General features: G+C 33.7%; 6 protein-coding genes and 1 pseudogene. 3 read left to right on the top strand and 4 right to left on the bottom strand.

Going from position 1 to position 14,471, the window contains the following annotated elements; translation table 11 throughout:
* Positions 1–100 precede the first annotated feature (100 nt).
* Both E7Z81_RS00035 and E7Z81_RS00030 read right to left on the bottom strand, forming a co-directional pair.
* Positions 101–4,465 (bottom strand): right-handed parallel beta-helix repeat-containing protein, encoded by a 4,365-nt coding sequence (locus tag E7Z81_RS00035; protein WP_292742638.1) that lies wholly within the window; start codon positions 4,463–4,465, stop codon positions 101–103.
* A 142-nt stretch (positions 4,466–4,607) separates the two neighbouring features.
* Positions 4,608–9,494, bottom strand: a complete 4,887-nt coding sequence (locus tag E7Z81_RS00030; protein WP_292742637.1) for a cobaltochelatase subunit CobN — start codon at positions 9,492–9,494, stop codon at positions 4,608–4,610.
* Between the two features lie 234 nt (positions 9,495–9,728).
* Between E7Z81_RS00030 and E7Z81_RS00025 the strand changes: the two genes are divergently transcribed.
* Both E7Z81_RS00025 and dusB read left to right on the top strand, forming a co-directional pair.
* Positions 9,729–10,577 (top strand): DUF1002 domain-containing protein, encoded by an 849-nt coding sequence (locus tag E7Z81_RS00025; RefSeq protein WP_292742635.1) that lies wholly within the window; start codon positions 9,729–9,731, stop codon positions 10,575–10,577.
* A 108-nt stretch (positions 10,578–10,685) separates the two neighbouring features.
* Complete coding sequence (dusB, locus tag E7Z81_RS00020; protein ID WP_292742633.1) at positions 10,686–11,675, top strand: tRNA dihydrouridine synthase DusB; 990 nt, start codon at positions 10,686–10,688, stop codon at positions 11,673–11,675.
* On the opposite strand, the pseudogene E7Z81_RS00015 reads toward dusB, so the two are convergent.
* Positions 11,676–11,852: pseudogene (locus tag E7Z81_RS00015) on the bottom strand (zinc-binding dehydrogenase); the annotation flags it as partial.
* Positions 11,853–11,922: 70 nt separating this feature from the next.
* Between E7Z81_RS00015 and E7Z81_RS00010 the strand changes: the two are divergent.
* Positions 11,923–12,564, top strand: a complete 642-nt coding sequence (locus E7Z81_RS00010; RefSeq protein ID WP_292742631.1) for a flavodoxin — start codon at positions 11,923–11,925, stop codon at positions 12,562–12,564.
* 441 nt (positions 12,565–13,005) lie between these two features.
* On the opposite strand, the gene E7Z81_RS00005 is transcribed toward E7Z81_RS00010, so the two are convergent.
* Positions 13,006–14,337 (bottom strand): RNA-guided endonuclease TnpB family protein, encoded by a 1,332-nt coding sequence (locus E7Z81_RS00005; RefSeq protein ID WP_292742629.1) that lies wholly within the window; start codon positions 14,335–14,337, stop codon positions 13,006–13,008.
* Between the last annotated feature and the right edge of the window lie 134 nt (positions 14,338–14,471).

The raw sequence follows: 14,471 nt of genomic DNA, 5'->3' as shown, positions 1-14,471 counted from the left end.
TGAAAAAAAATAATGACTATTGAGTAATATTATATTTTAAAATTATTTAAATTTAATTAAAATAACATTGAAAAAATAGTAAAATAAAGGTTAAAAACCCTTATTTTTTAATTGTTAATGTAGTTTTTACTGTACATCCACCATAAGTAGATGATACCGCATATTTACCCACTTTTAAATTTTTAAGTGTTAAAGTAGCAATACCTTTCTTATTGGTTTTTGCAGTGTATTTTTTATTTTTAACCTTAAATGTAACTTTTTTGTTCTTTAAGATTTTGCCTTTATTGTTTAGAACTTTAACTGTGTACTTAATGGTTTTTGCTTTCTTTTTAGAAACACTTTTGGCAATTACTGTAGGCTTGAATGTGATCTTGTTGGATACCTTATGAAGACCGCATGTGGCAGTGATTGTATATGAACCTGCAGCCAATTTAACCTTATAAGATGCATAACCGTTCTTATCAGTTTTAACTGTTTTGGATTTGCCTTTTATTTTGAAGGTCACTGATTTTCCAGCAGCCGCTTTTTTATTTGCATCCAATATTTTAACTTTATATGTTACTGTATTTCCATAGTATACAGTATAAGCCTTGTTTCCAGTAATAGCTAATTTTTCAACCACAGTTAAAACTGAAGTTGTGTTGGCATCATTATAGTTATCCACATCGGCAACACTGGAAACTATATTATAATCTTCAAGATCATATTCTGCAGGAACATCAAACTTGAATGTTGCAACGCCCTCTTTATTAGTGACGGCATGTCCTAAAACATTAAGTCTGCCTACTGAACTAACCCTGTTGAATACAACATCTGCATTAGCTATTGGATTTCCAAATTCATCCAAAACAGTAGCAACAAAGTTTCCAGAACCACCCTGTTCCATTGAAACATCTTTTACAGTAATAACAATGTTTCCATTAATTACTGAAAATTTCAATTCGGAAGTTATGGTTTTATAATTCTCTTTTGAAGTTATTGCTTTAAATGAATACTGTGCAGGAGCATATGTTTCATCGAACTGATATTTGGCCTTGGCAATTCCATTTGAGACTGCTGATTGGGTGAACAATTCACCATCACTATCATAGAATTTTACGATAGCTCCATCCATGCTTTTATCCAATGTTACTGAAAACTCGCCAACACCAAGATATACAACATTAGGAGTGCTGAGTGATAATATTTCAGCTACATATACATAGTTATCTGCAACATCATTATTCTTGGTGCTGCTTATTGCATTATTTCCAATACCTATTTCACTTTCAAGATAGTTATCGGAAATTACATTTGAAGTTGCTATATCGCCAACCAAAATTGAATAACCTGTAGTTGAAGTGATGTTGTTACCGGCAATCTTGTTATCAGTTGAATTAGCCATAAGACAAATACCCGCATTGCCTGTTCCAAGAGAGTCGAGGACTTTGAAGGTTAAACTTTCACCATTACCTTTAGCTTTAATTACATTATCAGTAATTTCATTGTTTTTACCGTTGGAAATCAAAATGCCATAAACTTGCTTACCTTCACCTGCAATAGTATTATTATTAATGACATTATCAGAGGATGAAATTAAATCAATACCATAAACTGCATCTGAATTCAAGTTTACATTATTGTTTTCAATGGTTGACTTTTGAGACATCTCTAAAGTAATACCATAACCTACAGGTGATTTTAAGTCAATAGCATTGTCTTTCAAAATAGTTTCTTCAGATGAGCTTCCTACAATCAATCCAGTAGTACAATACGGACCCTCAAGAGAGATATTATTTCCTACAAATGTGTTGTTGGAAGCACCTTGGCCTGCCGGAGCAGTGTGACCAGTGTTATATCCTAAAACACCCATACCATAAATGTAATTGTCATTAGCCTTTATGTAGACAGTGTTGTTTGAAAATACATTATTGTGAGTGTTGAAGTATGAGTCAATACCAACTACAGAATTTTGAGAGTCATTTGTTGAATATACAGAATCTAATTTAGATGTAGCATTTATGTCATTTCCAGAAATATTATTGTTTGATGAGTATAATAATAAAATTCCATAAGTTTGATAAATTTCTGAAATGACATGTGCTTCACCCATGCTGTATTCAGCGCCGTCAATGCAAAGCTCATTGCCGTCAATGCAATAAGTCTTACCGTCAATAGTCAACTCATTACCATCAATACAATAAGTTTTACCCTCAATAGTCAACTCTTCACCGTCAATACAATAAGTCTTACCTTCAATAGTGAAATTTTGACCTTCACTAAAATAATAAGTCTTACCGTCAATACTCAACTCATTACCATCAATACAATAAGACCTGCCATCAATAGTCAGCTCATTACCATCAATACAATAAGATTTACCGTCAATAAATAACTCATTACCATCAATACAATATTGTTTTCCATCAACAGTTATTTCATTACCGTCAATACATTTTTCAGGTGTAAATGAGTATACTTCACCGGTTCCAATTGTTTTAATAGTATTGTTTGCAAAAGTACAGTCTTCAGAAGCATATGAAAGTAAAGTAAATGTTAAAAAGTCCCCTTCAGAAGTTAATTCATTGTTAATTACTTCAACCTCTGTTGATTCTAAAACATAAACTGCATATGCGGCCTTAGAATCGCTGACAGTGATTTTATTGTTAATGATTCTAACACCATTCGCCTGATTTGTGAAAATACCCCACGCATTTACCCTATTTGCTTTATTATTGATGATTGTTAAATTTTCAATTAATACTCCACCAGATGTTATTTTAAATGTGGAATTGTAAAATATAGGATCATCACCAGTTATCTTAACGCGTTTATTAATATAGATTACCTCATTATCAAATGTTCCCTCAAATACTAATGTATCGCCATCATGTACATTATATGTTAAATCACCATTGGCATTAATGTATTCCCTAATATTGTCCGGTGTGATAATACTTGTATTTCCCTTAAAAATGTATACCGGTTTGGATGTATCTATAATCCCTTCGGGACTCATAATAATTTTTCCATAAACATTATTGGATTTAGGGTCTATATTTGAGGATGATACCACAACGTTGCTAGCATCAATAGCAACTTTATTTCCAGTTTTGATAGTGTTTCCGATAACAGTAACATTTGAAGGCATTTTTTTAGAGTTTTCCTTATCTATTAAAATACCTACACCAGATTCGGAAGTGATGTTATTATTTTCAACTATAAGTCCGAAATATTTACCTTGTTGATAAATACCTGAACCAGACACAGTGAATACAGTGTTATTTCGAATTATGATGTTTGAACCCTCAGCATTTATACCTTTACCAACTTTAGTAACATTAACCCAATTATTTTCAACAACTGACTTGTCAAGAGCAGAGATTCCTCCACCAGTGGAAATGATTTTACCAGTAATTATATTATTTGTTATTGTTGAGAAATAAGCCCCTACAATACCATATTCCCCACCTGTTTCAACACCAGGATTAGTATAATCAGAACCGGCAACGCTAATTATATTACCATCAATAATATTTCCTGCACCTGAAGTGGAAATACCTCTGTAACCCCTAAAGACAGTGTTGGATTTAATAGTATTATTGTTACCCATTATCTGAATATTGTAACTCCATGAAGTAGGCAATATTTCATCATTACATTTAACAGTATTGTTATAAATTATATTGAAATTGGAATTACCACCATTATTCACTACAAGTCCATCAGTACTCTTACCGGAATAACTTGAAAGATATATACCATTGGCATCATCTACTTCAACATAATTATTAGCTATATAATTATAGTGGGACCCGCTTACAATCAATCCAGGAGTGGATCTGGTACCGTGACCATATGTCAGACCATAAGCCTTTAAATTGTTTCCAGTTACATTGTTATAATTTGCGCCATTAATGACTGAAATTGGATATGAGCTAGCCTTGGTAACTTTTATAGTACAATCTTTAATTGTACAGTAACTAACGGAATCTAAAACAACTCCAGATTTTCCATCCATGGCATTATCAATATGCAAATTAGAAACAGTACTGTTAGAAGCCCCATTCCTTAAAATAATCATTGAATTTTTCATATTATTTGAAGAAGATCCGATAATATTTACTGGGATATTGAAAATGAAATTCTTTTTTTGAATAGTGCCGTCTAAAATTATAGTATCGCCAGATTTGACATCAGAAGAAGACAATTGGCCAGTTGCAAAACTAAAATATTGGTTGTAATTACCGTCATTGATTGTAAATGAAGATGAAGAAAGTTCCAAGTCAGATTCATCGATAGCCACAACATCGTCAAGACTATCCGAAGAATAACTGACATCTTCACCAACATATACATGTAATGTATCTTGAATAGCTTCATTGCTTGCCAATTCAGTAATGTTTCCATCATCAGCCGCACTTACTGCAGATATGGAAATGAATAAAAGCAATAAAACTAATATAATATTAATTTTTTTAACCATTATTATACCTCATCATTTTAAATTTAAAAAATTCTTAAAAATTTTTATTAAATCAAACTTTAAAAATTTTCATTATATTATTAGATATGATAAAATATAATATTTAAAAATAACTAAAAAATAAAAAAAGTTGATGATTAAATTAATAATCATCATATTCGTCGTCTTTACTATCTCTTACATACCCAACCAGGAATATTGCAATCAAGATAATTACTGCAATAATTACAAATATAGGCATACTAGATTCTGTTGAACTTGCAGATTTGGATGCTGACTTTTCAGAAAGTTCATATGATTTTGCACCACCTGCACCGTCTCCTCCGGATGAAGCATCCTGTGAATTTTGGGAATCTGCTACAGATTTAGCATCTCCAGTTGCAGATGGGTCATCACCGACTGCGGTTTGACCGCCAGCATTTGATCCGTCAGATTCTGATTGCTGAGAAGTACTGTTTGATAGCTGATTGGCTTTTTGCTGACCATCATCACCATCACCAGTATTTCCGTTATTGTTACCTTCGCTACCTTGTTTGTTGAAATCTTCATCCATTTGGTATAATGGATCTGTGTTTGTTGCTTGAGCAAGGATTTCTGCGAATTTCTGCTTTTGTGCAGGAGTTAGAGAACTTAACTGAATGATTTTTGCATTCCATGCAAGGTTCTTACATGTATGGTGACAACATGCTACACCGTATTCGATTACACTTTGCATATATGCATCGACTAGTTTCTGAACTGTTGATGCGTCACCGTCCCAAAGTCCTTGATCAGCCATATATATTTGCCAACCTGCCATGGACTGTGCTGCAGGAGCTAAAGTAGGGTCATTAGCACCGGCAAGTGCTTCAAGATTACGTTGAGCCAATTGGTCTCCCAGTTCCTTGTTGAGTTTTTCACCGCTTAGTACTAGAGATCCGTACATGTTCTGCATGTTTGATGCAAGAGAGTTCATACCTCCGGCGGTTTTGGATAATATTCCATAATATTTAGGATTTAAGAGTTTGCTACGTATTTCGAAATCAATTTCCTGTTCATAGGTTCTTGAAATGTAATTGTTCTTGTTCCTAATATCAAAGAATGCAGTATCAGGTTTACCTTTACCGGATTTCTCTTTCAATACATTTGCAGCATTGTATAAACCACCGAACCAGTCATAGTAATCATCAGAATCGAACAATCTCCATGAACTGTCGAAGTTTTGAGTAATCACATCAACTTTTTCGAGCAGATATTTGTAATTCTCTTTTTCGTTTTTAACAACGATGTTTCCTTTTGCATCCAATGTCCATGAATAGGATACTTTGCTTAAATATATGTCCATCGCATATTCGTTTACAGATGAAATGTTCCAGTCTGCAGTGTTTGGCAAGAGATTTGACATACCGGTTCCTTCTAATACATTACCTGGAAGACCAAATAATCTATCCAAAGTAGGATTTTCAGCATAATGTTTTATAACATAGTTGTTGGTTTCATCCTCACCGGTAGCATTTACAGCCAGATTAATAGCAGTTAACATCCATGTAATCCAATCCTTGTTGTTTGTAACCATACTTGCAAATACATCTATTCTAGGTCTATTTACAACAGAACCGTCATTTAAAGTTATGTTTAAGTCACTTAATGGAATTTGTTCTACGCCGAGTACTTTTCCGTTGTCCGCCCAAACCGGTTTACAACCTAAAAGATATAGGAATTCAGCAACACCAATACCTTCAGTCCTGGATATCTCTGTACCCCATAAGATTAATGAAGTTAACTCCGGCCATTTACCGTGCTGTTCATAGTAATTAGCCAGAAGCATGTCAACGATTTTAACAGCAGACTCAAAAGCTGCTGGAGATGGCATTCTTGTAGGGTCGGAAGCATAACCGTCGAATCCTGTAGGTATTGAATCACCATAAGATGGATCAGCGAATAAACCTGATTTCACATAACGTCCAGATAATGCAAGCATGATTGCATTCCATTCGTTGTTATTTTTGATATTGGCAATAATGTCCTCACAATAAAGTGTTGAATTATATAATGCAGTGCCTTCCTCAATTCCGAATTTCTTATTTAGGTCTTTGGCAGAACTTCCATTGACTAATGAATTTGAATAATTCATCATGAATGCTTTTATAGCATCCACTTCTTTTGTGTACTTGAAGTTCTTTTGCATGTCCTTAAAGAAGCTCAGTCCCTTCAATTTAGGATATAAAAATTCTACCAGCTGGTCATAAATCTTTGTTTGGGAAGTTACGATAGTAACAACCTCTTCAGCCAATTCATAACCTTCCAGCACTTTACCTAAAGTATGAAGACCATAAGTGTTGAAGTCATCTTCCATGTCATCCAGATAGTGATGCAAATCATCTATATAGTTTTGGAATGTTTCGTTTTTGGATGAAAAGTTTCTAAAACCTAATTCAGGAGCTAATTCTACAATCATCCTTTTATATTCATCCGCATTGGAAGTAACGTTAAGAGACATCTGTTCTTTATAGTAATTGATATAATTTTTTAAAGTAGTATAATTACCATACAACTCAGATGAAACCATTGCAGGAGTCATGTGAGTAATCAATAATGCAGAACTTCTATCACGTGCAACCATCGCCTCACCAGGGTTGGATACAATATAAGGATATACTGTAGGAATTACTGTTAACTCAAATGTCCAATCTCCCGGAAATGCACCAAGGTTTACACCAGGTAACCATTCCAATGTTCCGTGAGTACCCATACTGACAATAGCATTTATTTTAGCAGTTTTTTCCATCCATTTATAGAATGAAACATACTGTTGGTGCGGAGGAATAACTAAACTGTGATAATCCTGGACTTCTTCCCATCCCCTACTAGGTTGGAAAGTGATAAATACATTACCGAACCAAACACCAGGAATTACAATATATTTGTTTTTATAGACCATTGCAGGACCTAAACCGTCACCCCAATAGCCGGTAAGGTTGTAATACAAGGAATCCCTAATGTCTGAAGTTAAATATTCAAAGTCCTTAAGTGATATCAATTGATGATGTGCCATCAAGTCATCCCAATTTTCTTCAACATATTTCTCAAGCAGACCGCTAGCCCATGACCCCTTATTGTTCATATCGAAAATAATTCTAGTCAAATTGTATAATGAAACCAAGTGAGTAAATGACCCATTGATTTGATAATTATTCTCTGAATTGATAAGGAATTGATAGGTGTTGTTATAGTAGTTGGAATACTCTACTGTACCTCCAATGTCATAACCTTGAGCATATAATTGAAGAAGTAAATCATAAGCACTAGTAAATACATCTAAGTATGAAGCACCAATTTCAGCTTTACCCGGCGGATAGTTATAAAGCATAATTGCAACTTTTTTATCTGAATTATTCAAGTCATGTAAATCAGCCCATTTGCAGTTTAACTTAACCATCTTGTCAACACCGTCCTGAATCACATGAGAGTTACCGAAACTGTCAACCCAAGACAATGCAACCTGACCGAATACCCCTTCAAAACTAGGATATGTAACCATATAAGTCCATTCAACCTGTGCACCCAATTCAGAGTTATAACTGTATTCAGATATTTCCACAATACCTTTTAATACATGTAAATCAATATCAGTCAAATCAGGTTCTGCAGTACCGTTAGCATAGTCAAGTGACCAGCTGCATAATGAATTTACAGCAGATATTCCAACTTTTGAGAGATTATTGATTTTATTTAATATTGAAGACATTGGCGGTTGAGTTCCTGTTTTAAATACATTGAAAGCAGGTCTGCCATTAGCCTCATAACCTCTGATTAATGCATCGGACACTTCTTCACCACCATAGTATGAAGCGATAGCTATGAATGGTTTTGTCGGATGGAATTTGTCAATATAATCATTTTCAAACTTCTTAAACAATGCTGTTGGATCCAATGTTTCAGTCAGCCAAACAACATAATTTTCAGTCATCCAATTCAAACTACCGTCTGAACTATGAGTATAACCCGGATTTTCACGAATCCAGCTGTTGATTAATTTTCCTTCAGGAACCAAAGTATACATTCCCAAATCAGGATGATAAAATCCGCATTCAGGTGACATCAATGGAGCGTTATCCTCATCAAGTGTCGGATCTGCATATTTAGATGGATTGATTAAGTAACGAACATAATCTAGATAATTTTTCATATTGCTTTGGAGAATATCTGATTCCGCAATGTCTCTTGCCTGGAAATAAGAACCGATATATGTATTTTCAATAGTATCGTAAGTATTGTTCTCAGGAGAAGCACCGACAACATGCAAACCTGTATTATTCAAGATCTGTTTTGAGAATACACTGAATGTGTAAGCTACATTATATCTTGCATTAGCAGGTGATTCTGCCAGGAGCTCTTTTAGGTATTGTCCTGTAAGAACACTGTATGCGGATTCTGAAAACATATCAATATGCATAAACTGAGCATATTCGACCAGCCATGATCTGGACTTGTCGAAATCGGTTGTACTGATATAAGCTACCCTTCTTGACATGTTCATCAGCACGTCTACCTTTTCATTGTGGGAGTTATAGTCAACAAGCAATAAGATATCCGGAGTGAACATTATGTCCCTAATGGTTACAGTACCACTGTTTTTTGTAAAATCAATGACATCAAGCTTTTGAGTCTCATAAGTGGAATAACTGACTTCCACATAATATTTGGCAGAACCCAAGTTTTTAATTGCAACATTACCCTTTGAATCAGTGGTATGAGTTGAAATCAGCTTATGGTTGGAGTCATATAATTTTACGGTAGCTCCAGCTAAGGTAAATCCGTCTTCATCCCATGTTTTGGAATTTTCATTATACGAATCCCTTACATCAACAATGTTAATGACATTATTGTTTGCGGATAAAACTGAATCATCAGAAACCTGAAGTTGGCTTACATCATCCTGCGACGTTATTCCATCTGAATCAATTGGAGCACTTACTACTTCAGATATGGTTTCATTATCTCCTGCAAAAACACTTCCTACAGAAAACAGAAGCAATATAGAAATCAATAATGCAAATACTATTCGATTATTTAACTTTACCGTATTTTCACCTCCTTTTAGTCTATTAAAATTGAACAATAGTAATAGAATTACTATAAGTTTAAATTTGATTTGAAAACATATAAATATTATTGAATTTCAGCAATATTTATAAAAATTTAAAAAAATACATCCACAAATAATATACATTTAAATACTAAAAACACCAAATAAAATTTGCTATTATAAAGAGGTGATAATATGCGTAAGAGTACAATAGGTATTGTTATTTTATCTATAATATTAGTTGGAATGATTATCCCTATAGGATTTTCAGGCCAAGCGGACTCTGTAGTGGTCACTTATGGTGAAACTACATATGGAAATGCAAATTACAAAAATACTGTTGACACATTTTTCCAAAATCAGGCTAATGCCGATTTGAAAAATGCAAATTCAAAAGTCATAACAGCAAGTGACGTGAATAAAATTGCAAGCACAATAACTGGAAAAACTTACGGATCAAATCAAATATTTTCATCTGCACTGGTTGATTTAAATGATAATGCAAAACTCCAAGTCAGTGTTGATAAAGCAAAAATAACTACAATTACAGGGGACATGTACTTATCTGCATTGAAATCAGCTGGAATTACAAGTGGACATGTTTATGTAACAAGTCCTGTGACAGCAACTGGAGAATCTGCGCTTGCGGGAATTATGAATTCATATGAAGTAGCTACAAATGTAGAAATTCCTGAAAACGTAAAAGAAGCAGCTAACAATGAAATTTACACCCAGGCAGAAGTTGTTCAAAATTCAAATGTTAGCTCTGAAAAAGTATCAAAATTAGTTGATGATGTTAAAGAAACCGTTAAAGAAGACAATGTAACAGATCACCAAACTATTGTAAACATAATCAATAATTACACTGTCGTAAATAACATTAACATTACAAACAGTGACATTGAAAACCTTGCAACTGCTATTCAGCAAGTTCAAAATGCGCAAGGAGATAAAAACAGTTATGAATCACAAGTATCAGACATTCTAAACAATACAAATGGCACTGATACTGTAAAAGGATTATTTGATGGACTATTTGGTTAAATAGTCCCATTATTTCTTTTTTTAAAATAAAAAATTTACCCATTACTTATTTTACTTAAAAACTAAATTATATAATATATAACAATATTGTAAAAATTTGTTGATAGTATGAAGTGGAAAATTGGTAATGTTAAAATAGACAATCAAGTTGTTTTAGCCCCTATGGCAGGAATATGTGACTCCGCATTTAGAAGAATTGTTAAATCCATGGGCTGCGGACTTATTGAAACAGAAATGGTTTCAGATAAAGCAATCATGTATCATGACCGCAAAACCAAAGAAATGCTTTATATGACCGAAGAAGAACGACCAATTTCCCAACAGATTTTTGGATCGGAAGCGAAATCATTTAAAATAGCTTCACAATTCGTTTATGAATACATGAACCCCGATATCATCGACATCAATATGGGATGCCCTGTCAGAAAAGTTGCCATTAAAAGCGGAGCAGGAAGCGCGCTTTTAAAAGATCCCGAAAAAGCTCAAGAGATAATTGAAACTGTTGTTGATTCAGTGCCCATACCAGTTACCGTTAAAATCAGAAGCGGATGGGATAAAAACAGCATCAATGCACTTGAAATAGCAAAAATTGTTGAAGATGCCGGAGCATCAGCCATTACAGTACATCCAAGAACCAAAGAAGACAGATATGACATTCCTGCAGACTGGTCATTAATTAAACAGATTAAGGATGAACTTTCAATACCCGTTATTGGAAATGGTGACATCTGGACATGCTACGATGCCAAAAGGATGCTTGATGAAACCGGCTGTGATGCAATAATGATTGGAAGGGCAATCAGAGGAAATCCCTGGATTGTAAAGCAATGCATTGACTATATCGATAACGGAATTGAACCTGAAAGAGTCAGTGCTCATGAAAAAATAGCCATGGCAAAAAAGCATGCTGATTTGCTGGTTGATTTAAAAGGCGAAGAAATAGCGATTCCCGAAATGAGAAGCCATGCAGCATACTATTTGAAAAACCTTCCGGGAAGCTATGAAATCAAGCCTCGCATTTTTAAAATGAATACCAAAAAGGAATTGTATGATTTGTTGGATGAATATTTGACATCCTATGAAAATCATAGAAAATAATTATTCTCCGATTTTAATTAAAGTTTTACCTTTAGAGCCACCTTTATCAACCTTCTCCAAAGCCTTGTTAACCTCACTTAATTCGAAGATAGTGTCTACAGAAGGTTTAATGTTCTCTTCAAAAATCCTAGAAACTTCATCCAATTGTTTTCCATTTGATTCAACAAATCGGAAATAGTATTTCTGATTTCCTAACTAAACAGAACATATAAATGTTGTAAGTATCAACATATTATCAAGTGATAACATGAATCAGAAAATCATCTTATTTACAATAATCCTGATCGTTTTAGGATTGGGAATCAGTGAAGTAACTGCAATCACTGATGCTGAAACGCAAGCAAACGATATTTTAAACAAAAACAATACCGACAGCAAAGTACTGGTCGTTTATTTTTCAAGAACCGGTGAAAACTACAATGTCGGTAATGTAGAAGTCGGAAACACCGCAATGGTTGCATCATATATCAAGGAATATTTAAAAGCTGACTCTTTTGAGATAGTTCCTGTAGATAAGTACCCTGAAAAATATGATGAATGTACAGATATTGCACAAAAAGAAAAAAACGATAACGCAAGACCAAAGATTCAGGATAAAATCAATAATTTTGATAGCTACGACACAGTATTCATAGGCTATCCGATATGGTGGGGAGACCTTCCAATGATAATGTACACATTCATGGAAGAATATGATTTCAACGGAAAAAATGTAATCCCATTCAACACCCATGAAGGATCAGGGGATGCCGGAACATATCCGTCAATACAGACAAAACTGCCAAATGCAAAAGTCAATACAAAAGGTCTCGCACTAGACGGAAAAACCGCCAGAAGCGACGATGGAAAACAGCAAACAATAGACTGGTTAAAAGGTTTAGGATATTAGTGATTTGATGAAAAAGATAATCATAGACATACTAATGTTTATATTAATGCTGATTGAGTTTTCAAAAGTATATCTTCCCCCACAAATACATGAAATAGTCGGTATGCTTACTTGCATTAGTTATTGTCCATCTAATCTTAAATGGAAAATACATCAAAGCAATTCCAAAAGGAAAATATAACCTAAAAAGAAGTTCATTTTTAATCATTAATGTAGTGTTTATGATTGTCTTTATCCTAACCATGATCTTTGGTTTGCTATCCAGCCAAGAGATATTGACATTTTTGAATATTGGAAGTTTAACAACAGTTTATCTTCACAAAATCCTTGCTTATTTATGTTTAATACTGCTGGGAATCCATCTGGGTATGAATATTAATGGACTGTTTAGAAAAGTTGAAAATAAACTTCCAAAAACCTTAACCTATTTTTTATATATCATTATTGTAATATTTGGAATCTATTCAATGGTACAGGTCGATTTTTTGAACTTCCACCAACTTTTAAGAAGTTGGGGATTCTCGATTTTTTAACATACTCTTTGTTGAGTGGAATGTTAATACTTTCGAGCCGATACCCGCGCACCGCAGGCCATGACAATCCCAAATATGAAATTGTCTTTATTATTTTTTCTAGGATTAATCTTAATCCTTCATTTTTTATATTAATACTTGCATTTAAGTCCCTATCATGATGTTTTCCACATACCGGACAGATCCAATCTTCTTCACCCAATTCCAAATCATAGTATTGGTATCCGCAGTTGCTGCATTTTTGGCTTGAAGGGAAAAATCTTCCCACTTGAATTATTTTACGATTGTTTCGCTCTGATTTGTATTTTAGTTGTCTTATTATCTCGTATAATGATATGCGTTGTAATTTTGGAGCCCAATGCTTATTTTTAAACCATCCTTTTATGTTTAGTGTTTCTAGTACTATTACCTGATTGTTTTTTACTATATGGTGTGTGATTTTGTGATATTGGTCGTTTTTCTTGTTGATTTTCTTGTTCAATGCTTTCCAGTATCTTTTTTGAGCTATACAATAATTTTTGCTTCCCGGTTGTTTTTTGCTCATTTCACGCTGATAATATTTAACGTTTTTCTCTTCTCGTGTTAAATCAAATTCTTCGATTTTTAAACCATTGCTGCAGGTTAATGGTCTTCTAATACCCATATCAATGCCAACGGCTTCAAAACAGTACTTCAAGGGAGTATTTATTGTGTTTATGTTTATTATTCCCATGTATATGCCATTTTCGTGTTTGATTGTTATGTTGTTGATTTTGGATTCCTGTATTTTTTGTTTATGTTCTTTACTGGTTTTGAATTTGATTTTACCGATTGTCGGTATTTGTATCCTGTTTTTTCGTTCATTTAAGTGGATGTTATTGTTGTTGGCTTGTATTCTAAATGAGGTATTGGGATTTTTTTCTGATTTGAACTTGGGAAATCCAGCACCTTCTTTCTTATGTTTATTATATGCTTTTATAAGATCCCGGTAAACCTGCTGTCGGCTGCTGGATTCACTTTTTTCAAGGAACGGATATTCACTTCTTAGTTCTTTGAGAATATTGTTTAATGTTTTCTGAGTGGGTTTCACATTTTCATATTTGATTTTTACAAGCATTTTATTCCAAATAAAACCCCTATTTCCAATATTTTGATTAATTATCTTTTTCTGCTCATCTGTAGGATATAATCTAATCTTGACTGCTTCAGTTACATCTTGTTCTCCCCCATGATAGTTATTTTCATCAATACGACTTGACATGTTTAATATATTAGAAAACAACACCTATATAAAGAAAGTGAGAGAGCATTTGAAAAGTAATCATTTCAAATGAAAATTATTGATTAATTATATTATTTTTCTCGTTGCCGTTCAATATACTGACGGATTGTTTC

The organism is Methanobrevibacter sp. (assembly GCF_015062935.1).
Lineage (GTDB): Archaea > Methanobacteriota > Methanobacteria > Methanobacteriales > Methanobacteriaceae > Methanocatella.
This window is presented reverse-complemented; position numbering and strand designations above follow the sequence as displayed.

Excerpts from the sequence above, each read along its gene's own strand:
- E7Z81_RS00010 (WP_292742631.1), top strand. The coding sequence starts at position 11,923 with ATGAATCAGAAAATCATCTTATTTACAATAATCCTGATCGTTTTAGGA.
- E7Z81_RS00025 (WP_292742635.1), top strand. The coding sequence starts at position 9,729 with ATGCGTAAGAGTACAATAGGTATTGTTATTTTATCTATAATATTAGTT.
- dusB (WP_292742633.1), top strand. The coding sequence starts at position 10,686 with ATGAAGTGGAAAATTGGTAATGTTAAAATAGACAATCAAGTTGTTTTA.
- E7Z81_RS00035 (WP_292742638.1), bottom strand. The coding sequence starts at position 4,465 with ATGGTTAAAAAAATTAATATTATATTAGTTTTATTGCTTTTATTCATT.
- E7Z81_RS00005 (WP_292742629.1), bottom strand. The coding sequence starts at position 14,337 with ATGTCAAGTCGTATTGATGAAAATAACTATCATGGGGGAGAACAAGAT.